Origin of the sequence: Bacillus altitudinis, from assembly GCF_001191605.1 — a bacterium.
Classification (GTDB): domain Bacteria; phylum Bacillota; class Bacilli; order Bacillales; family Bacillaceae; genus Bacillus; species Bacillus altitudinis.
Genome location: NZ_CP009108.1, coordinates 2,720,096 through 2,743,705, shown reverse-complemented (window position 1 = coordinate 2,743,705; position 23,610 = coordinate 2,720,096). Strand labels below are relative to the sequence as shown.

20 protein-coding genes and 1 pseudogene are annotated in these 23,610 nt (G+C 40.4%); 19 read left to right on the top strand and 2 right to left on the bottom strand.

Features of this window, described 5'->3' with window-relative positions:
• The first annotated feature begins 215 nt into the window (after positions 1-215).
• The 3 genes and pseudogenes from ID12_RS19610 (at position 216) to ID12_RS13770 (ending at position 2,744) form a co-directional block, all read left to right on the top strand.
• Positions 216-1,814, top strand: a pseudogene (locus tag ID12_RS19610) (T7SS effector LXG polymorphic toxin).
• A gap of 15 nt (positions 1,815-1,829) precedes the next feature.
• On the top strand, positions 1,830-2,285 hold the full coding sequence (locus ID12_RS13775) for a hypothetical protein (RefSeq protein ID WP_025207443.1): 456 nt from the start codon (positions 1,830-1,832) through the stop codon (positions 2,283-2,285).
• 159 nt (positions 2,286-2,444) lie between these two features.
• Complete coding sequence (locus ID12_RS13770) at positions 2,445-2,744, top strand: contact-dependent growth inhibition system immunity protein (RefSeq protein WP_025207442.1); 300 nt, start codon at positions 2,445-2,447, stop codon at positions 2,742-2,744.
• Positions 2,745-2,909: 165 nt separating this feature from the next.
• Here ID12_RS13770 and pdxR read toward each other — a convergent pair whose 3' ends face one another.
• On the bottom strand, positions 2,910-4,286 hold the full coding sequence (pdxR, locus tag ID12_RS13765) for a MocR-like pyridoxine biosynthesis transcription factor PdxR (RefSeq protein WP_025207441.1): 1,377 nt from the start codon (positions 4,284-4,286) through the stop codon (positions 2,910-2,912).
• 108 nt (positions 4,287-4,394) lie between these two features.
• Here pdxR and ID12_RS13760 point away from each other — a divergent pair, with 108 nt between their 5' ends.
• The 16 genes from ID12_RS13760 to ID12_RS13685 all read left to right on the top strand — a co-directional run bounded on the left by ID12_RS13760 (position 4,395) and on the right by ID12_RS13685 (position 23,135).
• Complete coding sequence (locus ID12_RS13760; RefSeq protein WP_025207440.1) at positions 4,395-4,838, top strand: GNAT family N-acetyltransferase; 444 nt, start codon at positions 4,395-4,397, stop codon at positions 4,836-4,838.
• Positions 4,839-5,042: 204 nt separating this feature from the next.
• Positions 5,043-5,483 carry a hypothetical protein gene (locus ID12_RS13755; RefSeq protein WP_025207439.1) on the top strand — a complete coding sequence of 147 codons (441 nt, stop codon included), beginning with the start codon at positions 5,043-5,045 and terminating at the stop codon, positions 5,481-5,483.
• A gap of 288 nt (positions 5,484-5,771) precedes the next feature.
• Positions 5,772-7,844: a BglG family transcription antiterminator gene (locus tag ID12_RS13750; protein WP_268745006.1), complete on the top strand. Its 2,073-nt coding sequence runs from the start codon at positions 5,772-5,774 to the stop codon at positions 7,842-7,844.
• Between the two features lie 15 nt (positions 7,845-7,859).
• Entirely contained in the window at positions 7,860-8,126 is a 267-nt protein-coding gene (locus ID12_RS13745; protein ID WP_025207437.1) for a PTS sugar transporter subunit IIB, read from the top strand.
• 26 nt (positions 8,127-8,152) lie between these two features.
• The gene (locus ID12_RS13740) at positions 8,153-9,415 is read left to right on the top strand and encodes a PTS ascorbate transporter subunit IIC (protein WP_025207436.1); all 1,263 of its coding nucleotides are present in this window, start codon (positions 8,153-8,155) and stop codon (positions 9,413-9,415) included.
• A gap of 17 nt (positions 9,416-9,432) precedes the next feature.
• Positions 9,433-10,125: a D-allulose 6-phosphate 3-epimerase gene (alsE, locus tag ID12_RS13735; protein WP_025207435.1), complete on the top strand. Its 693-nt coding sequence runs from the start codon at positions 9,433-9,435 to the stop codon at positions 10,123-10,125.
• A gap of 183 nt (positions 10,126-10,308) precedes the next feature.
• Positions 10,309-11,349, top strand: coding sequence for a LacI family DNA-binding transcriptional regulator (locus ID12_RS13730; RefSeq protein ID WP_025207434.1), 1,041 nt, complete (start codon positions 10,309-10,311; stop codon positions 11,347-11,349).
• Positions 11,350-11,566: 217 nt separating this feature from the next.
• Entirely contained in the window at positions 11,567-12,823 is a 1,257-nt protein-coding gene (locus tag ID12_RS13725) for an ABC transporter substrate-binding protein (protein ID WP_025207433.1), read from the top strand.
• Positions 12,824-12,853: 30 nt separating this feature from the next.
• Complete coding sequence (locus ID12_RS13720) at positions 12,854-13,786, top strand: carbohydrate ABC transporter permease (protein WP_025207432.1); 933 nt, start codon at positions 12,854-12,856, stop codon at positions 13,784-13,786.
• Entirely contained in the window at positions 13,786-14,616 is an 831-nt protein-coding gene (locus ID12_RS13715) for a carbohydrate ABC transporter permease (RefSeq protein WP_025207431.1), read from the top strand. The genes ID12_RS13720 and ID12_RS13715 overlap by 1 nt, the downstream gene beginning before the upstream one ends.
• Positions 14,617-14,647: 31 nt before the next feature.
• Positions 14,648-15,979, top strand: a complete 1,332-nt coding sequence (gene melA, locus ID12_RS13710) for an alpha-glucosidase/alpha-galactosidase (RefSeq protein ID WP_025207430.1) — start codon at positions 14,648-14,650, stop codon at positions 15,977-15,979.
• 374 nt (positions 15,980-16,353) lie between these two features.
• A complete protein-coding gene (locus ID12_RS13705; protein WP_025207429.1) occupies positions 16,354-17,814 on the top strand; it encodes a CoA-acylating methylmalonate-semialdehyde dehydrogenase in 1,461 nt (486 codons plus the stop codon).
• Positions 17,815-18,038: 224 nt separating this feature from the next.
• The gene (locus ID12_RS13700) at positions 18,039-19,583 is read left to right on the top strand and encodes a glycoside hydrolase family 43 protein (protein ID WP_025207428.1); all 1,545 of its coding nucleotides are present in this window, start codon (positions 18,039-18,041) and stop codon (positions 19,581-19,583) included.
• A gap of 41 nt (positions 19,584-19,624) precedes the next feature.
• Positions 19,625-20,890: a glucuronoarabinoxylan endo-1,4-beta-xylanase XynC gene (gene xynC / locus ID12_RS13695; RefSeq protein WP_025207427.1), complete on the top strand. Its 1,266-nt coding sequence runs from the start codon at positions 19,625-19,627 to the stop codon at positions 20,888-20,890.
• Positions 20,891-21,021: 131 nt separating this feature from the next.
• Positions 21,022-21,729 (top strand): response regulator transcription factor, encoded by a 708-nt coding sequence (locus tag ID12_RS13690; RefSeq protein WP_025207426.1) that lies wholly within the window; start codon positions 21,022-21,024, stop codon positions 21,727-21,729.
• A gap of 2 nt (positions 21,730-21,731) precedes the next feature.
• Positions 21,732-23,135: a sensor histidine kinase gene (locus ID12_RS13685; RefSeq protein WP_025207425.1), complete on the top strand. Its 1,404-nt coding sequence runs from the start codon at positions 21,732-21,734 to the stop codon at positions 23,133-23,135.
• A gap of 54 nt (positions 23,136-23,189) precedes the next feature.
• Here the strand turns inward: ID12_RS13685 and ID12_RS13680 are convergent, their stop codons facing one another.
• On the bottom strand, positions 23,190-23,498 hold the full coding sequence (locus tag ID12_RS13680) for a magnetosome magnetite crystal formation protein family (protein WP_007499277.1): 309 nt from the start codon (positions 23,496-23,498) through the stop codon (positions 23,190-23,192).
• Positions 23,499-23,610 lie beyond the last annotated feature (112 nt).

Sequence of the window (23,610 nt, the reverse complement as noted above, 5' to 3'; positions counted from 1 at the left end):
TAGACAAGAAAAATGAACCGAATATGTTGTCCAGAAAGAAGAACCTGCGGACGCTGATCATTGAGCACTTAAAATGCCTTGATTGGTGTCCGTTTTTTGAAGAAACGCACCTTTCTCTGATTAAATAGAAGCTGTTTTTGTATCTTTATTCCTATTTCATGACATTCCTTATGTTGGTAAAATTGACCTTGTCAATGAATAGGAAGGAGTGAATTCTGCTGGGGAAGATACTTGATGCAAAAGCACTAACCAGTGCCATGGATACAAGGTCAAAACACTATCAGGAACTCCGCGAACAAATGGTAGATTTAAAAAAGGCATTACAAGGTGTTGCCAACTTCGGTGATGATTTCACTGGGAAAGGTGCCGATAATATTAAAAGCTATTATAAAGAGCTGGCTGGAAATGTAGACATGTTTATTAGCTTTATTGATAAGCAAAAAGCCTTTCATGAAGGTGTTTCTGGGACACTGGATGATACGAGCTTTGGCGGCGATACCTTTATAGAGGAACACTTTTTAGACAATGCAGTACATATGGGCATCAAGAATGCAAAAAGCATTGTGAAAGATCAAAAACAGGCACTCAAAACGATTTTTCAAGATATTGATGACCTCATTTCCCTAGAGGTATTTGATAGCCAAACCTTTGCTGAAAAAATAGAAGATGCGGAAGATGAACGAAAAAAGACGGTCAAAGAACTAAGAGAGCTTGATCAAAATTTAAAAGATGAATATGCTTTGTCAGAGACGGAGCAGCAAGCTACAATGGCATTGTACGCTGAAATGATGAATGCGACAAATGACGGGAAAGCAATTTTGCCTATGAATTTTGACAAGAAAGCGTATCAAAATAGCGAAATCTACAAGGCAAAAAGCGATATTGAGAAGCAAACTTCTGAATATCTGAAAATCAAAAAAGATCAAGAAGAAGCCCGCAAGATTGCAAAGGAACAAGAAGCGCTCGCCAACCGTCCTTGGTATGAAAAAGCTCTTGATTACGGAGGAAATATCGTCAATGAACTGACAGGCGTGAACGATGCAAAACGTGCCGCAACAGGTGTCGATCCGATCACAGGTGAATAACTCACCGCAGGCCAGCGAGTCGCCGCAGGCGGCATGGCAGCAGCAGGATATATTCCAATCGTCGGTTGGGCAGGACGCATTTTCAAAGGCGGTAAAGCCGTTTATAAAACGACTCAAGCCACCTCAGCCGCAGTAAGAGCGGTCGACATTTACAAGACATCACAGAAGTCTTTCGATGCGTTGAAAACATCACAAAAAGGCTTATATGGCCTCACCGCAACAAACGGCTTCAGCGAAGCGATTACGGGTCGAGATATGTTTGGAAATAAGATCTCGAAAGAACAACAGGAAGCGAGTATGAATGCGGCGCTGGGGATGCTTTTGCCGTTTGGGGCAAAAGGGTTTCATGGGAAGATAGGTTTAAGTTCTCAAAGTCCAGAAGGATTTAATCGAAAAAGGGCTTTGCGACACGCTAAGGATTTAGGGGGGATACCTAGGTCTCAACAGCCTACTCGTCAATGGCAAGTAGGAGATAATGTTTTTAAGAAAGGGCAAGAATATCGTAATTATGAGTACAGTTCTAACCATACTCACCATGGCCGGTACTATGAATTTGATACCCCAAAAGGAAAAAGAGTTATAGTGCAACATACTAATGATGGAAAATTACACACTCACGCAGGGAAACCAAAAGAGGGTGCAGATCCATTTAATTATGATTTTAAAAAAGAAAGATATTCAAATATATATGGACCAAATGGTGATCACCATATCTATTACAATGAATAACGAGGAATGAAAAATATGGCATATAAAAATGAAAAAATACAGAAAAAAATTGCTTTGATGAATGCTAAAAAGAAAATACAACAATTAGCATATATTGAGGTAATTGATTTTGAAGATGATGCTTCTCAATGGCTAAAATTATGTGAAACAGTATTAAAACAATTTCGTCAAATAGATTCAACACCTTCCGAAATATTAACAAATACAGACAAAGACTCGATTATGACTTGGTTAAAAAATTCATTAGATTTTCTCAAAGAGAAAAAAGAATGGTTTATTTTAATTGACAATGACCCTTTTCCTGTTTGGGCAAATGTAAAAGCTTTAGATTTCGATAAGGCAATTGAAGAAATTTGGCTATTTTCAAAGAATCATAGCATCATTGTAGCAGATAAAATAACAGGTAAAATTGCTCAAATATTTTCAGAAGAAAAACACTTTGAACTTCATATTGGAAACTGCGCAATTTAATTGTAAGCAAGATTAATTGATCAAAGAGCAGAACCACAACCTGAAAGCTCTCGTTTGACATTAATTAGGTTAGCAAACACCACTACTTTGTTTTCTATGAGATGAAGGTTTTTAAACTCGCTATTTAAACTGATAATTTTAATGATGATAGGTGATTCAATGAATGAGAGCTCTAGTTATTTAAAGAAGTTAGAAGATTTTTTAGGTGGGACATTTCATCAGGATATTGATTCACCAGAGGAAGCGTTAGATGAGTTTATCCATGAAGCTAGCAAAGAATGTCTGCTGTCTACTATAAAGGATTGTCAGGGTTTTTTGAATAGTACTCTAACAATACAAAAAAAAGAAAGCTTTATTGAAAATAATACAGAAATATACTTTCCGGCGATCTCATTAAACCCTCTACAGTGGTTTAATCAAATAATAGAGGAAATGAAAAAATCAGTGAAAATGCAGTAACAAAATGAACCTTGATTGGCTAATACCTTTCAAGGTTTTTTGTGTTGATTGAACTTCATACCGAAAAAAGTGGAGATGGTATTTTGATAAAGAGTCGATTCACAACATTCAATTATGAAATTCACGCTCTAAGTTTCAAACAAAATCGTCCATGAACCACCAATCTTATTCCCATGCTTCTTTTAATAAACAAATACCTCTTTCGATTTGTTCAAGAGAAAGGTTTGCGAAACCGAGCAGTATGTGCGGTTGTACAGGTGGATTTTCGATAAATAAATGACTTGTAGGATACACTTTAACATGCTGTTGAAGAGCTTTTTCAATTAATTCTTTTTCGGAATAGGGAGTGTGTATACGTAACATGATATATAACCCTGCATTGTCACCAATGATCTCAATTTGTTTTCCAAATAAATGTTGAACTTGTTGTACCAATAAATTCATTTTCCTTTTATAAGTATTGCGCATACGCTTAATATGTTTTGTCCATTCACCACTTTTCATAAATTCAGTCATGGTCAGTTGGTGCAATAACGAAGCATTATGTTCGAAATGTTCAAATTTACTCATATAGATATTGATTAATGAATCAGGTAACACCATATATGCTAATCGTATAGCTGGTAGAAATGCTTTTGAAAACGTACCAAAATAAATGACATGTGCAGCATCTAAAGAGGCTAAAGCAGGAAATGGTTTTTGTCCATATCGAAATTCTCCATCGTAATCATCCTCTAATAAGAAACCGTTATTTGATCGTACCCATTGAATCAATTCAATTCTTTGTTGAATCGATAGTGCAGTACCAGTAGGATATTGATGTGAAGGTGTTATGTACAATAATTTCCCGCTTTTATTTACGAGTGAGTCCAATAATACACCTTGTTTTGATGCAGGAATACTTTCAATCTCAAATCCATGTAAATGACAGACCTCACGTACACCGCTATAACCAGGGTTTTCAACAATGATACTAGAAAAACGTTCTTTTAATAGAAATCCTAAATACAACAGTAGTTGCTGTGTATTACTTCCAACGATAATATTTTTGGGGTTAATGATCATACCTCTCGCTTGAAATAAATAATCAGCCAGTTCTTGTTTAAACCCCGGTTCTCCAAAAGGTTCTCCATATTGAAAGCTAATGGATTGCTGCAGCACTTTGTTGGAAATTTGCCGCCAAACTTTTAAAGGGAATTGTTCCTCATCAACAGTACTTGCTTTGAAATCAATGAAATCGATCAATTGTATTGGTTCATTTCTAGGTACTTCTGAAATAGAGGATTGAAGAAATATCGGTTCAAATTCATTGACCCTATAGCTTTTACGCTCATTGGCTTGAATATATCCTTCAGCTAATAATTGATCATATGCTTGTAGTGTAGTGTGGCGACTAACACCTAGGTCATTGGCTAGTGAACGAATGGAAGGAAGATTTTCTCCTGTTTTTAACTTTCCCTCCTCGATTAATTTTTTAAATTGCTCATAAATTTGTTTATATTTTGGTTGATTGGCACTGAAAGGGAAAATATAATGTTTCATTTCTTCATTCCTCCCTTCTGACATTTAATAAAGTATAAATCTGTACATTTTTACATGTCAGAATATCGATTATTATACTACTAATTGATATGAAAAGGGGATAGAAGAGTGGATATAGTAAGAGCTAATGAAAATGATTTAAAACAAGTTTCGGTTCTATTTGATCAATATCGCCAATTTTATAAACAGACTTCTAATGTAGAAGGTGCTTATCATTTTCTAGTGGAACGATACCGTAAACAAGAGTCTATTTTGTTTGTTGCAAAGCAAGGTGAACAATATGTAGGATTTGTACAACTGTATCCCACATTTTCATCTGTTGCGATGAAAGATGCGTTCATTTTAAATGATTTGTTTGTTATAAACGATTTTCGTCAAAAGGGGGTAGGTAAGCAATTGATGAAAAAAGCATTTTCATTTGCAAACGATAAAGGAGCCCGATTTATCTGTTTAGAAACAGCGACTTCTAATATAAAAGCACAACAATTGTATGAAAAAATGGGGATGACAAGCGATTCTTCAACTCAGCACTATATTTATTATTGGGATTGAACTTGAACACAGAAGAATGAATTTTTGGTATGGCAGAAAATTTAATATAACTCGGTCAAAAAAAGATGAATATGCTTTGTCAGAGACGGATCAGCAAGCTACAATGGCATTGTACACTGAATTGATTGCAACAAAATGACGAAACAGCGATTCCTATGGATTTTGACAAGAAAGACTTTAAAAAACACAAAGGGGGTAATTTTATTGAATTCTTATGATGAAGATTTAATAAAGGATTTGGAATTAAAAGACCTTCTTAAATATGTCAAAGTACATAAAAATCCAAAAATTTATTTAGACTTAATAGAACAAAAATTTGATTTTGCTGGTTCAAAAATAGATTGGTTACAAACCAATAAACATTATAGTAAGACCTCAAATCATGAATCGTTACTTTCTGATGCTCTTCTCTTTATAACTGAATTAAAAGAAAAATATTTAGATAATAACTTACAAGTAATTTACATAGGGGATAACCTTACAGAGTTTGGGTACCAGTTTGAATTAAAACATCTAGAAGAGTTACTAGTCTATTTTTTAGATATCCCACAGCACCACTACTTTATATCATTAGAAAGTGATTGGAGTATTTGTATTTCATTTGAAAACGATTTGGATTTCGGATTTAGTTTAAACAAAAAATAAGTTTAAGCGTCACATATAGGAAAAATAAAAAATGAATAAGAAGTGAAAAAACCTTTACTGGCTTTATACCATTCTAGGTTTTTTGCGTTTATTCGTCCTCAAACACGTAAAAGAAGACAAAGAGCTCTTTGTATACAAGTCTCAAAGCACACTCAAACGAGTGTGCTTTTTCTTATAACAAAAGAACACCCAAAAACCTGCACAACATTTACTGAAAACATTTGGACTTCTTTGACTCATGCGAGTTGATTAGACTTATAACCAAAGGGAAGAGGGGAGGGATTCCAACTGCACTTAACCAAAAGGGGCACGACTTTATTATCGATGCTGCTTCACACGACCACTTATCTATCAATTGAAGATTTACAGAATCGACTGAATGTCTCTACTCGAACGGTCTACGCTGAAATCAAACGAATGAATAGTTGGCTGGAAACCCATCAGCTTAGTGGCGTCCAGCGAAAAGATCAACGAGGCTACTATTTACATCCACACGAGAAAGAAGTCATTATCGAAAAAGCTGACACTGTTCTTGTCGGTCATGACTATGAACCATGTGTAAAAGAAAGACGTGCCATCTTGCTCCTATCCATTGCATGCAGTGAGAAGCATCTAAAAATTGATGATTTTATGGAGATGACGAAGGTAAGCCGCAATACACTGCTTGAAGATATGAAACAACTAAAAGAAGCACTTTCAAAACAGCAGCTTACACTTCATTATCAGGCGGCCAGTGGCTATTTAATTTCAGGAGAAGAAAGAACAATTCGGTTGGCGCTGAAACCTTATATTCATTTCATTCGCACCATGATAAAAAATGAAAAAACGTTTCCATCGGTTTGGTTAAAGGGTCCTATTTCATATAAGAGAATACATGCTCTCCTTCAACAGTCCGAACAAGATCTGAAGCTTGAGTTTGCAGATGACATGCTGGATCAGCTGTCTATGGATCTCTTTTTCTACTTTAAACGGATGAAGCTAGGACGTGCTGTACACATTTCAACAGAAGAAAAACGAACATTGCAGGAAACAGATGAATGCTTGGCTGCTATTCGTTTCATGGCGCAAATTCAAAAAGAAACCAGTCTTTTGGTTCATGATGATGAAATCTATTTTCTTAGTACGCTATGGCTCAGTGCCAAAAAACAAAAACTTCCAACAAGTCAAAAACCAGAAGAACATCTCATTCGAACCATTGCGAGACAAATGACCATTGACTTTCAGCGTTATGCGTGTATTTCCTTCCAGGAAGTAGAAGTCTTGGAACAAAACTTAACCATGCATTTAATTCCGGCCTATTATAGGCTCATCTATCACATTGAGATCATCAATGAATTAACAGATTCCATTAAACATGCACAGCCAGAGGTGTTTTACATCACGCAAAAGGTTGCTTGCCATTTAGAGAAGGCGACCTGTTCAAAGATGAGCGATCATGAAATTGCCTATGTGGCGATGCATTTTGGCGGCTGGATGAGAAGAGAAGGGATTTCATCGATTGCGAAACGTTCTGTTTACATTGTCTGCGGAGAAGGAATTGGCACAAGTCACATGCTGAAAACGCAGCTTCTTGAATTAATCGGCTACATCGACATACGCGGACTGTTATCAAAACGTTCATATGAAGAATTAACATCCATTGATGCCGACTTTGTTGTGTCAACGACACCTATTTCGTTTAAAGGAAAACCTGTTCATCTCGTTCACCCGATTCTCACTGCTTATGAGAAAAAAACATTGCTTCAATATGGAGAAGGCTCAGAACCTAAGCTTGATGAGCACCATGTGAATGCTTTATTCAATATCATTCAGCAGCATACCATCGTTCAAAATGAAAAAGCATTGCTTCATGACCTGAAGGAGCTGCTTCATCCCACATATGTATCACACCAGAAAGGGTGGAAACCAGTGTTAAACGATTTATTAACAGAAGAAACCATTCAGCTCCAGCAAACAGCAGACACATGGCAGGAGGCCATTACAAAAGCAGCGCAGCCTTTGCTTGATCAACAAGCGATTCAGGAAAGTTATGTGAAAGCGATGATCCAGTCTGTTCATCAAAATGGCCCTTATATTGTGATTGCGCCACAAGTGGCGATTCCGCATGCCAGACCAGAAGATGGCGTGAACAAATTAAGCATGTCACTTATGTCATGTCATCAGCCCGTTTCCTTTTCAAAGGATGGAAAAAAGCAAGTTCGGCTCATCATTGTATTAGCTGCCATTGACAGTATGACCCACCTGAAAGCACTCAAACAGCTGACGATGCTGTTAAGTGAAGAAAAACGGGTGAGACAATTGATTGAAGCAGAGGAATTAGCAGCCATTCAACAATTAATCAATCGATTTTCACAAGTATAAAGGAGGAAAAAGAGAATGAAAAAAATTCTAGTTGTATGCGGAAACGGTTTAGGAAGCAGCTTTATTGTTGAAATGAATGTCAAAAAAGCATTAGAAGAATTAGGACTTTTAGCGGAAGTGGATCACACCGATCTCAGTACAAGCAAAAATGAACAAGCAGACCTCTATATCGGCGCAACAGACATTATTGATCAGCTGGATGACGGCATAAGAAAGGTCGCTGGATTAAATAACTTGTTAGACCAGGAAGCCATTAAAGACGTCCTTCGTAAACACATATAATCGACGGAAAAAGGGGGATTCACATCATGATAGAACTGATCATGAACGATATATTGGGCACACCCGCAATTCTCATCGGTTTGTTTGCACTCGCTGGTTTACTTTTGCAGAAAAAGTCAGCTGCCGATACTGTATCAGGCACCTTAAAAACAACAATGGGTTTTTTAATATTAGGAGCGGGCGCCACAGTCGTATCTGATTCACTTGGGGTTTTCAGAAAGATGTTTGAAGCAGCCTTTCACATTCAAGGGGTTGTCCCAAATACTGATGCCATGGCGGCCATTGCCCAAAAGGAATTCGGTACACAGACAGCGCTTATTATGATTTTTGGTATGGTGGTCAATTTGCTTTTGGCAAAATTCACACCCTTTAAATACGTCTTTTTAACTGGTCATCATACGCTATATATGGCGGCTATGCTTGCAGTCGTTCTGTCAACAGCTGGCATGCAAGGAACGCTGCTGATCACCACTGGTTCAATCGTATTAGGTGCAGCAATGGTCATTGCTCCCGCAATCCTTCAGCCGTTTACAAGGAAAGTCACTGGAAATGATGATCTGGCGCTCGGTCATTTCAGTACGTTCGGCTATTTTACAGCGGGAATGATCGGCAAATGGGTCGGGCGCCCAGAGAAATCAACGGAAACCATTCAAGTGCCTAAATCACTCGGTTTTCTAAGAGATACATCGGTGGCCATCTCCATTACGATGGCTTTGCTTTTCTTTGCGATTGCACCGTTTGCGGGAATTTCATTCATAGAAAACATTAGTGGTGGTACGAACTTTGCTGTCTTCATTCTCATTCAGGCCATTACCTTTGCTGCTGGGGTGTACATTATTTTAGCAGGTGTACGGATGGCAATCGGGGAAATTGTGCCTGCTTTCAAAGGGATTGCCGATCGTTTCGTCAAAGGGGCAAAGCCGGCACTTGATGCACCAACTGTTTTCCCATTTGCTCCAAATGCGGTGATCATCGGTTTTTTATGCAGTTTTGCAGGAGGCATCGTGTCTATTTTCCTTCTTCCTTTGTTTGGTTTAACTGTCATTGTTCCTGGACTTGTGCCACACTTTTTCTGCGGTGCGACAGCGGGCGTATATGGCAATGCAACGGGGGGAGTGAGAGGTGCAGTCGCCGGTTCCTTTGTAAATGGAATACTCCTTTCATTTTTACCAGCTTGTTTACTTCCTGTGTTAGGCACTCTTGGCTTTGAAGGGACAACATTTGGAGATACAGACTTCGGTATCATCGGAATATTGATTGGATTGATCAAATTTTTATTTCATCTTTAAAAAGGAGGCATTTCAGGATGACAGCTTTTTTCTCACCTTCATTGATGTGCATGGATTTAACACACTTCCGTGAACAAATTCAGCTTCTGAACACAAGGGCAGACCGTTATCATGTCGACGTCATGGATGGTCATTACGTAAAGAATATGACCTTATCACCCTTTTTCATTGAACAACTTCGGAAACTGACAGATGTTCCGATTGATGTTCATCTAATGGCCGAACAGCCTCAGGAATTTTTAATTGATGCATGTATTGATGCAGGCGCAACGATGATTTGTTTACATCCAGAAGTGGTGCAAAAAGACGTTTTTCGAATCATTCGGCATATCCACGAAAGAAAGTGTGAGGTCGGCTTTGTTCTCAATCCCGCCACACCAGTTGCAGCATTAGATGCTTTTATTCATTTAATAGACCGGGTGACGATCATGACAATTGATCCAGGGTTTGCGGGTCAGCCTTTTATCAAAGAAATGCTTCCGAAAATAAAAGAGGTGAAAGAAATCAAAGAGAAGGGGGGATACTCATTTTCAATTGAGGTAGACGGCTCTTGTAATGAAAGCACGTTCCGGTTGCTTGCTGAGGCAGGAAATGAAATTTACATCATTGGCACTTCAGGTTTATTTGGCCTTCACGAAGAATTAGATAAAGCATGGGAAATAATGAAGCAATTGTTCGCAAAAGAAACAGCCACAATGAAATCACCTTAGTAAAAAGGAGGATGAAGCCCATCCTCTTTTTTACGCAATTTTACTAAACAAACTATCTCCTTATCAAAACATACTCAAAAACTTCATAAAAGCACAAATTTATAATTGAAAGCGCTTTATTTATGTGTTATTCTTCAAATATCTTTAGTAAACATTTAGTCAAAAATGATGAGGAGTTTACCTATGACTACACTCAAAGATATTGCTCATGATGCAAAAGTATCCGTCTCTACTGTATCCCGTGTGTTAAATGGCGACCAAACGCTTGCCGTTTCACACGCAACAAGACAAAACATCCTCGACATAGCCAAGAAATTAAACTATACCCCAGTCAGAGCAAGAAAAGCCGATCAAGCAGAAGTAAAAAGCCCACCCGCATCCCCAGTCATCGGTGTCGTTGTCGCCCAATCCATTGACGAAGAATTAAATGATCCTTTTTTTTCATCGATTCGAAAAGGAATTGAAAAAGAATATGCCAAACAAGGTCTGTCTACTCTCCATACCTTTCGCCTAAGAAACATGGACAAAGGGGCGATACTAAAGGATATTGACGGTTTGATTGTCATTGGACGAATCAGCCCTGATACGGTTGAAAAGATGACAAACCGAATGGAACATATTGTGTTTATCAATCATTATGCGGATGAAGATTTGTATGATTGTGTACATGTGGATTTTGTCAGAGCGGCAGATCGTGCCATTCGTCATCTGCAATCTCTCGGCTATACACATCTAGGCTATATTGGCGGGAAAGAGAGGGAGCATTATTTCGAAGGAAATGCTGTGATTGAGGATGAAAGACAAACAACTTTTATCAAAAGAATGCAAGAAGCGGGAACTCTTCATATGAATGACATCCACATAGGCGAATATTCGATGCAAGAAGGCTACTCACTTATGCAAAAAGCCATTCAGAAAGGAAAGCTTCCAGAAGCCTTTTTTATCGGAAGTGATTCTATGGCAATAGGCGCTATGCGTGCGCTACATGAAGCCGGTCTTCGTGTACCTCAAGATGTCTCAATCGTGGGGTTTAATGATATCGAAGCCGCTTCCTTTTCAAGCCCGCCGCTCACAACGGTTAAAGTATATACAGAACAAATGGGGGAAGTAGGTCTAAAGCTTTTGCTTGAGCGGATAGAAGGAAGAAAGCTTCCCCTAAAAGTCGTCGTGCCAACAAAGCTCATGCAAAGAGGCAGCACATGCCCAATCCATGAAAGGGGGTGAACGAGCATTTCAGCAAACAAAAAAGAGACAAAAAAGCAGGAAGGGAGCTGCTGAGCATGATGGCCAGATCATGCTGAAAACAACGCAGTTCACCCAATTGCTCTCTTATCTCTTTGAAAAGAATAGAATTCCAGTATAATGGACTTCTTTTGTTTCCGCAACTGCATGAATTCTACCGATAATCGTCTGAATTTTCAGTAATCAAAAGGAGGAAACGATGAGTAAAAAAATTCTGATGCTGTGTGTAGCTCTAGTTTTGTCGATGATCTTGTCTGCTTGCGGCAATAACGGTGCGTCTGAAGCAAACGGGAAAGTGACCTTGACTCTATTCTCCACAATGAGTAACAGCGGGGAGAGAAAGGCATTTGAAGAAGTGATCCGTGATTTTGAAAAAGAACATCAAAACATCCGAATTGATGCCAACTTCCCTGGCAACAGCTATGAAGATATGATACGCGTCAAAATGGGGGCAAACGATATGCCAGACCTATTTGATACACACGGCTGGGCCAAGCTGCGATATAGCGAATACGTGGCTGATCTAAAGGAGATGGACTGGGTAAAACAACTCGATCCTTCACTCGATCAAATTTTAAAAGACAAAGACGGCAAAGTCTATGCCTATCCGCTGAATCAAGCAAAAGACGGACTTAGTTTTAATGCCAATCTATTAAAAGAATATGGCATAAAAGTTCCTAAAACACTGAATGAACTGAAAAGTGCTTTACAAACTGTCAAAGAAAAAAGTAAAGGAGACGTTGTGCCGCTCTGGATCCCAGGAGGCGACAATTCTAATATTGCCCAAGTCTTTGATGAGCTGGCAACGCCTTTACTCATTACCGATCAAAAACATCAATACGGAAAAGACCTTGAAAATGGATCATTTGATTGGTCTCACTATACACCGCTTGCACAGTTTATGAAGGAGCTGAAAGATCAAGACCTTTTAAACAAAGACGTACTCACGGCGAAACTATCCCAAGCACCTGAGCTGATGGCACAAAACAAAATCGCTTTCACCTTTGTGGGAGGATCTTTAGGACCTGAGGCGACTGAACTCAATCAATCGATCAAAGTAGGCACCATGCCCGTACCAGCTATTCATGAAGGTGATGAGCAAAGCTGGATTGGCGGGGAACGCTTTACTGTTGCGGCATGGAAAGACTCAAAGCATCTAAAAGAAGCAAAACAATTCATTGACTTTTTAGCAAAGCCTGAAAACGCAAAGAAAATCGCAGAGGGCACTTCCTCTGAAACGGCCTTAAAAGAAGTCAAAGCCAAAAACTATTACTCTACATTTTACGAGCAATATGAAGATATTAAGATTGAACCCTATTTTGATCGGAAATACTTACCGAGCGGCATGTGGGCTGTCATGGCAACGACCGGTCAAGAATTATTAGCAGGCTCCATCACACCGGAACAACTATCGAAGAAAATGGAAGAGGAATATAAGCGTCTGAAAAAACAATAGCAGGCTCATGCTGAAACAGGAGTGAAGCCAATGAGTGACATCACAAAAGAAAAACAGGCGGCGACATTTACCTCTTTTCCAAAACAGAAGATGAAAAATAGCCAAAATTCTTCACTTTGGTGGATGTATCTGCCTGCTGTTCTCGTTGTCAGTGCCTTTATCATTTATCCCTTTTTTAACGGGATTCAGCTTTCTTTTACAAATTGGAACGGTTTCTCACAACAGTATGAGTGGATTGGACTGGATCAATACAAACGATTGCTGCAAGATCCAACCACATGGCTTGTTGTGAAAAATACCCTTCTTTACGGCATCGGGAGCACCATCTTACAAAATATGATTGGTCTTGGATATGCACTCTTATTAAATCAAAGTTTAAAAATGAGAGCCATCACAAGAACGGTGATCTATTTACCCGTCATGATCAGCCCGATTGCTATGGGCTATATTTGGTATTTTGTCTTTGCGTACCAAGGTGGTGCTTTAAACGACGTTGTTACCTTTTTTGGATTTGATCCAATGAACGCACTTGGTAATCCGCAGCTAAACACTTGGATCATTGTGTTTGTGAATACGTATCAATTCGTCGGGATTGCCATGATCATTTATTTAGCAGGACTCCAAAGCATACCTAAAGATTATTATGAAGCAGCACAACTCGATGGCGCTTCAGGTCTTCAGCAATTTTGGCGCATCACATTACCGCTTTTAATGCCATCTATCACCATCAATGTTGTGCTCAATGTGATCGGTGGACTTAAATTATTTGATGTCATTGTCGCGCTCACTGGCGGAGGACCCGGAGATTCCTCGCAATCGATGTCGACTTTTATGTACGATTTGTATTTCAAACGGCAGGATGCAGGCTATGCAGCGACGCAAGGTGTCTTCATGGCTGTCATCATCCTTGTCGTAAGTGTCGCAGCGCTCATTTATTTCAAACGAAAGGAGACCGAGGTGTGATGGATAACGCCTATAAACGAAAGAAAAGATGGTACTCCTTACTCGCCCTTTCGATTACATTGCTTCACCTGATTCCATTTTATATTTTAGTCACGACCTCTCTAAAGGGGATAGGAGATTTTAGCTCAAAATGGTTGTTCCCATCAACGCTTCATTTTGAAAACTTTCTGATGGCATGGACAGATGCTCAGCTTGGCCAGTCCTTTTTGAATACAGTGATCATTACGTTCAGCTCGGCTGCCCTACTCATCATCTTTGGATCACTTGCCGCCTATCCACTCGCAAGAAGAGGAACAAAGCTGAATCAAGCGGTGTATCTCTTATTCATTGCCATTATGGTCATACCGCCGCTCACAGCCCTTGTCCCTTTATACAAAATGGTTGTACAAATTGGCATGATGAATACTTATCAAATCGCTATTTTAAACAATGTTGCTGCTTTTTTGCCACTGACGATTTTTCTATATGCCGGTTTTATCCGGTCGACGATTCCAAAGGAGCTTGAAGAAGCCGCTCGTATTGATGGTGCGGGAACACTCAGAGTCTTTTTCACCGTCGTTTTTCCGCTGCTGAAGCCGATTACCGCTTCTGTTTTAATCATTGCCTGTGTGTATATTTGGAACGACTATCAATTTGCCATCTTCTTCTTGCAAGATAAAGAGATGCATACACTTACAGTCGCCTTATCCAATTTCTTTGGTCAAAATCAACACCAGCTCCAGCTCGTTGGCGCCGCTGCTCTTATTGCGATGCTGCCAATGGTCACGATGTTTTTACTTTTGCAAAAATACTTTATCGCAGGGCTGTCTCAAGGCTCTGTTAAAGGGTAATCCAACCTTGATGTAAAAAGGAGTGTCGTCTATGTCTAAAATTACATTTATCGGTGCAGGAAGTACCGTGTTTGCTAAAAATATATTAGGAGATTGTTTGTTCGTTCCCGCACTTGCTGGCTTTGAATTTGCGTTATATGATATCGACCATAACCGGCTGAAAGAATCAGAAACGATGCTACGTCACTTAAAAGAGAACTACGGTGCACATGTGACCATTCAGTCGTATCACAACCGGAAAGAAGCCTTAAAGAATGCGAAATATGTCATCAATGCCATCCAGGTAGGAGGCTATCAGCCAAGCACTGTTATTGATTTTGAGATTCCAAAAAAATATGGATTAAGACAAACGATTGCGGATACGGTTGGCATCGGCGGTATTTTCCGTTCACTTCGAACCATTCCCGTGATGCTGGACTTCGCAAAGGATATGGAAGAGGTATGTCCACACGCCTTATTATTAAATTACACGAATCCAATGGCCACACTGACTGGCGCTATGCTGCGTTATACTCGGGTTCAAACGGTTGGTCTTTGCCATAGCGTACAGGTGTGTACGAAAGATTTATTTCAATCACTTGAAATGGATCATGAAGGCATTGAAGAAAAAATTGCCGGCATTAATCACATGGCATGGTTATTAGAAGTGAAACGGGACGGTCAAGACTTGTATCCAGAAATCAAAGCAAGAGCAAAAGAAAAACAAAAAATGCGGCATCCTGATATGGTTCGTTTTGAACTAATGGATAAATTCGGCTACTATGTCACCGAATCCTCAGAGCACAATGCAGAATATCATCCGTATTTTATCAAATCTCGTTATCCAGAACTGATTGGACAGTTTAACATTCCGCTCGATGAATACCCAAGACGCTGCGAGGAACAAATCAACAATTGGAATACGATGAAACATGACCTTGTGGGAAACACACAAATCACGCATACGCGCTCTAAAGAATATGGTTCACGTATCATTGAAGCGATTGAAACGAACGTTCCCTTTAAATTTGGTGGAAATGTACTGAACACAGGAGGACTCATTCACAACCTTCCTGAAAAAGCCTGTGTGGAAGTGCCATGTGTTGCAGACCGGAGCGGTATCATGCCATGTTATATCGGAGAGATACCTGAACAATTGGCTGGACTCAACCGGACCAATATCAGCTCACAGCTCATGACGATTGAAGCTGCAATCAGCGGCAAAAAAGAACACATTTACCAAGCGGCATTATTAGACCCGCATACAAGTGCTGAATTATCAATTGATGACACCATTAAACTATGTAATGAATTAATTGAAGCACACGGGGAGATGCTCCCGGCTTATACAGAGCCGAGTCAATACGCAATTTCTTCTAAATAACTAACATAAACAGTCTTAGCCTGATGCACTTGGCATCAGGTTTTTTTAGATCAACAAACTGATCATTGACTGAAAGCGTTATTAATATTATGATTTTTCTAAAGTTAACCAACAGTTAACCAAAAATACATCATCAATTAGTTAACATGATCATGCCACATGACACACAGATAAAACGACCTAAAAGGGGGGACAGATCTGCGGAACCAAAAGAGCTGAAAGCGATAGACTTCACATGTTTTATCAGAACGTAAAGCAAAACTGTGGTTTCATTTGACAAAGAGTGTATACAGATGAAGGCCCCTTAGATGAGACAATGACGATAAATCAACACACGATTGCATCACAATCCAAACAAAGAGGAGAGAGGGAACATGACCAAAACAGATGTACAAACGTTGAAAAATTATATTGGCGGACAATGGGTGGACGCCGAAACGAACCAAACGGAAGCTGTTTATAATCCAGCTACTGGCGAAGTCATCGCAGAAGTACCGCTTTCAACAAAAACGGATGTAGAACATGCAGTCCAAGCAGCACAGGAAGCGTTCACCACTTGGTCTAAAACAGCTGTTCCCCGGCGCGCACGTATTTTATTTAAATACCAACAGTTACTCGTTGAGAAATGGGATGAGTTGGCTGAACTCGTCACGCTGGAAAACGGAAAAAGTGTAACAGAAGCAAAAGGAGAGGTGCAGCGAGGAATTGAATGTGTGGAATTTGCCGCTGGTGCACCAACCTTAATGATGGGGAAACAACTGCCTGATATTGCGACTGGTCTAGAGTCTGGCATGTACCGCTACCCAATTGGCGTCATCGGCGGCATTACCCCGTTTAACTTTCCGATGATGGTCCCATGCTGGATGTTCCCGCTTGCCATCGCTTGCGGAAATACATTTGTTTTAAAGCCTTCAGAACGGACGCCAATCCTTGCTGCACGGTTAGCAGAACTATTTGAAGAAGCGGGACTTCCAAAAGGTGTGCTCAACATTGTCAATGGCGCTCACGATGTAGTAAACGGTCTGCTTGAACATGAAAAGGTAAAAGCCATTTCGTTTGTCGGCTCTCAGCCAGTCGCAGAATACGTATATAAAAAAGGGACATCACATGGTAAACGTGTACAAGCACTTGCCGGTGCAAAAAATCACTCCATCGTCTTGAAAGATGCTGATTTAGAATCAGCCACAAAACAAATCATTGGAGCTGCTTTTGGATCAGCAGGTGAACGCTGCATGGCAGCAGCTGTTGTCGCAGTGGAAGAAGACGTGGCAGACGACTTGATTCAACAATTGGTCGATGAATCCAACCAGCTTGTCATAGGAAACGGAATAAATAAAGATGTCTTTCTCGGACCAGTCATTCGGAAGGAGCATAAAGAACGAACTCTTCAATATATCCAATCAGGAATTGAAGAAGGCGCAAGCCTGATTCGTGATGGCAGACAAGATAACGAAACAAATGGAGAAGGGTATTTTGTCGGACCAACGATCTTTGATCATGTCACAAATCAAATGAAAATCTGGCAGGACGAGATTTTTGCCCCAGTCTTATCCATTGTCCGTGTCTCATCACTCGCAGAAGCAATCGACCTGTCCAATCAATCAAAATTCGCAAACGGTGCCTGCCTATACACAGACAGCGCTTCAAGCATAAGAGAATTTCGTGAAAACATCGAAGCCGGCATGTTAGGCATTAACATTGGTGTCCCTGCTCCAATGGCTTTCTTCCCATTTTCCGGCTGGAAAGATTCCTTCTACGGAGACTTGCACGCCAATGGAACAGACGGAGTAGAGTTTTACACGAGAAAGAAAATGGTGACCGCTCGGTATATGTAGAAGTACATTTATTGAACATTGAGGAAGAATGCAGCTCCAAAATGGAGACTGCATTTTTTTGTTGTCTTCTAGTTAAAAAGTAAGGGTTTTCATCGCACTCTTTACAGGGTTTCACAGGGAGAAATCATTCTTTGTATTCATTCTTCATCACGAAACATCAACATAATTTGAAATTGGGCCTAAACCCCAATATCAGGAAGATGAAAACAGGAGGAAATGACACGATGAGGACGAGGATGAAGTGTAGCGTTTGTTTATTGATCTTCACTTTGGTACTGAGTTGTTTGCCAGTATATGAAGCTCATGCGGCAAGCACACCAATTGCCAAGCAAGTAGGAAATGCAAACCCGCTCATTGATCATCACTTAGGAGCAGACCCGTTTGCGCTTACCTATAACGGAAGAGTGTACCTTTATATGTCGAGTGATGACTATGAATATCAAAGCAACGGAACAATTAAGGACAATTCATTTGCAAATCTGAATAGAGTATTCGTCATCTCTTCGGCGGATATGGTCAACTGGACCGATCACGGAGCGATTCCAGTAGCGGGAGCAAATGGGGCAAATGGCGGCAGAGGCATTGCCAAATGGGCAGGCGCATCATGGGCCCCATCAGCAGCGGTAAAGAAGATCAATGGAAAGGATAAATTTTTCCTTTATTTCGCTAACAGCGGCGGAGGGATTGGAGTCCTTACAGCAGACAGCCCGATTGGTCCATGGACTGATCCAATTGGAAAACCACTCGTTACGCCAAGTACACCTGGCATGTCCGGAGTTGTATGGCTTTTTGATCCGGCCGTATTTGTAGATGATGACGGTACTGGCTATCTATATGCCGGCGGAGGCGTTCCAGGCGGTTCCAATCCAACGCAGGGACAATGGGCAAATCCTAAAACAGCAAGAGTCCTGAAGCTAGGTGCTGATATGACAAGTGTGGCCAGTAGCGCATCCACCATTGATGCTCCTTTTATGTTTGAAGACTCAGGGATGCATAAGTATAACGGAACCTATTACTATTCCTATTGCATCAATTTTGGCGGCTCACATCCTGCTGATAAACCACCTGGTGAAATCGGCTATATGACGAGCTCAAGTCCGATGGGACCCTTCACGTATAAAGGACACTTTCTAAAAAATCCGGGTGCTTTTTTTGGTGGCGGCGGTAACAACCATCATGCGGTGTTCAATTTTAAAAATGAGTGGTATGTCGTGTATCATACGCAAACCGTTAGCTCTGCATTATACGGAAGCGGCAAAGGCTATCGCTCTCCACATATTAACAAGCTTGTGCATAATGCAGATGGCTCCCTTCGAGAAGTAGCAGCCAATTATGAAGGAGTGAAACAGCTATCTAATCTGAACCCATATCAACGTGTTGAAGCTGAAACATTCGCTTGGAATGGACGCATTTTGACAGAAGCCTCGTCAGCACCAGGGGGACCAGTGAATAACCAGCATGTCATCAACATTCAAAACGGCGATTGGGTGGCTTTAGGGAATGTAGACTTTGGTTCAAATGGCGCTAGAACATTTAAAGCCAATGTCGCATCGACAGTAGGCGGGAAAATAGAAGTACGCCTTGGCAGCGCGAACGGCAGACTGGTCGGTACACTGAATGTCCCTTCCACCGGTGGAACACAAAACTGGCGGGAAATAGAAACATCGATTAACGGCGCATCCGGAGTGCACAACGTATTTTTTGTCTTTACCGGAACAGGCGGGGGAAATCTATTCCAATTTGATTCTTGGCAGTTTACTCAAAGGTAGCGAATAAAGGTGCTTAAATGTTTGATAGAGGAGTGGGAAATTTGATGTCATGTATAAAAAAACCAATGCTTGCTTTATTGGTGTGTTTCACCATGCTATCTGTCATGTTCATAGGCCCCGGAGTAGCTGAAGTATCAGCAGCTGACGCAAACATTAACCTTAATGCAGAAAGACAAGTGATTCGTGGTTTTGGCGGAATGAACCATCCAGCTTGGATTGGTGATTTGACAGCGCCACAAAGGGAGACTGCCTTTGGCAATGGACAAAATCAGTTAGGGTTTTCCATTCTTAGAATTTATGTAGACGAAAACAGAAACAATTGGAGCAGAGAAGTCGCGACGGCCAAACGAGCGATCGAGCATGGTGCTCTAGTCATTGCTTCCCCTTGGAATCCTCCAAGCAGTATGGTTGAAACATTTAACCGGAATGGATCACCTGCCAAGCGGCTTAAATACAATCAATACGCAGCATATGCTCAGCATCTGAATGATTTTGTCACTTACATGAAAAACAACGGAGTCAATCTTTATGCGATTTCTGTTCAAAACGAGCCCGATTATGCACACGAATGGACATGGTGGACACCTCAGGAAATCTTGCGTTTCATGAGAGAAAATGCCGGTTCCATTAATGCACGTGTGATTGCACCAGAATCGTTTCAATACCTTAAGAATATCTCAGATCCTATCTTAAACGATCCGCAGGCGCTAAGGAATATGGACATTCTCGGCGCTCATCTATACGGAACCCAAATTAGCCAGCTTCCGTACCCTCTTTTCAAACAAAAAGGGGCAGGGAAAGAGCTATGGATGACAGAGGTCTACTACCCGAATAGTGATAACAATTCAGCGGACCGCTGGCCTGAGGCATTAGGGGTATCAGAGCATATTCACCATTCAATGGTGGAAGGGGACTTTCAGGCGTATGTGTGGTGGTACATCCGGAGATCATACGGTCCTATGAAAGAAGATGGAATGATTAGCAAGCGCGGATACAACATGGCGCATTTCTCCAAGTTTGTGCGTCCAGGGTACGTCAGAATTGATGCAACGAAAAGCCCTGAATCGAATGTTTTCGTCTCAGCCTATAAAGGAAACAATCAGGTCGTCATTGTCGCGATTAACAAAAACAATGCAGGGGTCAATCAACACTTCGTCGTGCAAAATGGCTCCGTCTCTCAGGCGTCTAGATGGGTGACGAGCGGCAGCAGCAACCTTCAACCTGGAACTGACTTAAACATATCAGGAAATCAATTTTGGGCTCATCTCCCTGCTCAAAGTGTGACAACATTTGTGGTCAAACGCTAGAGAAACACGAAAAGCCAATTTTCTCATTCAAAAAGAAAATTGGCTTTTTTCTGTGCAAATAGAAAGTTGATTTTTCACGACGTCAACACTTTGGGTATAATAATAACAATGACTTCAGGAGAGTGATCATCATGCCAAAGGTTCAAAGCAAAGTATTGATTATAGATGACGAAAAAGAAATTTTAGAATTAATCCATACCGTATTAACAAGAGAAGGCATTGACCAGGTGTTAACAGCTTCAACTGCGCGTGATGGGCTCACGCAATTTCATCAAGAACAACCAGATCTCGTCATACTGGATATTATGCTGCCAGACGGAGAAGGCTACGATATTTGCAAACAAATCAGAGATGTCTCACATGTTCCGATTATCTTTTTATCAGCAAAGGGAGAGGAATCAGACAAAATTGTAGGACTTGCCATTGGCGGCGATGATTACATTACAAAACCGTTCAGTCCAAAAGAAGTCGCCTACCGGGTAAAAGCCCAGCTAAGACGGTCATCATACGTACAGCCTTCTCAAGCGGAGCCCGTGATCAAAAAAGGACCATTTGAGTTAAACGAGCAGCAAGCCGAACTGACGAAAAACGGAGCGACAATTGAACTCACTCCGAAAGAACTTATGTTGATGACTTATTTCTTGCAGCATCCGAATCGCGTGATCAGTAAAGAAACGCTTTATCAAACGGTTTGGGGAGAGGATTTCTTCGGTTCTGATAATACGGTAATGGTTCATATACGAAGACTGCGGGAAAAAATAGAACATTCCCCATCTACACCAGAATTTCTCGTGACGGTCAAAGGACTTGGCTATAAATTTGTTGTAAAGGATGCGTAAAGATGAAATGGCGATTAACAGGCAGATACATGGTCTCTGTTATTATCGTGACCATTATCACGGTCTTTATTAACTTATTTGGATTCATGATATGGCTTGTACTACAAGCAAGCAGTCAGCAAAACGAAGAAAATACACCGGAAACCTTCACAAGAACATTTGAACAATACATCACCTTGTCTAATCAAGATATCACTGTGAGTAAAGAAGGACAGCAAGCTTTAAAACAACAAAATGCGTGGATTCAAATATTAGACGAAAATGGACAAGACGTCTATCATGCACTAGCACCTAAAGGCTTAAAAAGCAAATACACACCTATAGAAATTGTAAACTTACATAAATATAAAGATAAGCAATTGATGTCGACGATCTATGCTGGCGGGAAAAATGGAAAGGGTAAGGAATACAGCTACTTCATCGGATTTAAGGACCCTTCCATCGGAAAATATTTATTTTCTTTTGATACGAAAGAATTAATATCGCAATTCAATATCGGGACGATGATTTTATTATCGATTGATGCCATCATTGCCTTATTCATTGGATACTTATTCAGCCGGCAACTCATCAAACCGCTCGGCCGTGCCATTTACGGCATCCAGAGGCTCGCAAACGGAGATTATACGACGAAGCTGCCAACGAAGGGGATATATAAAGATGTGTTCTATAATGTCAATCACTTATCAGAGCAGCTCGCTTCAAGCCAAAAAGAAAAAGACAAATTAGAGCAAATGCGGGAAGAGTGGATCAGTCATATTTCTCATGATATTAAAACACCATTATCCTCTATTCAAGGCTATGCAGAAATCATGAAAGATCCAAATTATCCTCTTTCAGAACAAGATATCAGACATTACGCTAACATCATTGAGAATAAATCACTGTACATCAAAGATGTGATGGAGGATCTCAATTTAACAACAAGGCTGAAAAATAACGACGTGATGTTGCATAAAGAGCTTGTGAACATTGTGCCATTGCTGCGTGAAACGTTAATTGATATCCTCAACGATTCGAGATATGCAGATCAGACCATTGAGCTACAAACGAATGTAGACAAGCTCATGCTGAATATTGATACGATCCTCATACGAAGAGCGGTCACCAATCTCATTTTAAATGCCCTTGTTCACAATGATGCTGATGTGAAAATCATTGTACAGCTTGAACAAAAAGAACATACCCACATCACCATTCAAGACAACGGCAAAGGAATTGAAGAGGCAGAGCTAGAAAAAGTGTTTGATCGCTACTATAGAGGGACGAATACTGGAGGGACACATGCAGGCTCAGGCCTTGGAATGGCGATTGCAAAAGATATCATCCAAAAACATGGGGGAGATATGACAATACAAAGTATGATAGGAGAAGGAACAACGATTGATATCCAATTACCCGCTTAAACGGACATACAAAAAAACGGTTCTGCTCAATCACAGAACCGTTTTTTCTAACTCTTATTCTGAAAACACTTTTATGCCTTTCACAATGTTCCAAATGAAGAAGTAGATCGCCACAAGGAATGTCACAGCATACGTTGCAATTAAGAACGGACCAGCATGACTGATATCGTTCATGCCAAGTAAACCTGAACCGGCAATACCAAGACCGAAAATCAAATAAGGAATAATATGTGTCCATAGTGATTTTTTCGCATGGTATTTCACTTCGTCTTTTCCTAAGAAATAAACGATAATCGGAAATAGAAATGGTGCAAAAAAGATACTGAAGTAACATAATGAAGACAAAATTTTATTTTCTCTCAAAGCTTTTCACCCCTATGATTGATTTAGAAGAGGGGACCATTTGACTCATCCCTCAATTCCTTACAAACCCATTGTACAACCTCAACCTTAACTCGTATTAATCCGAACCTTA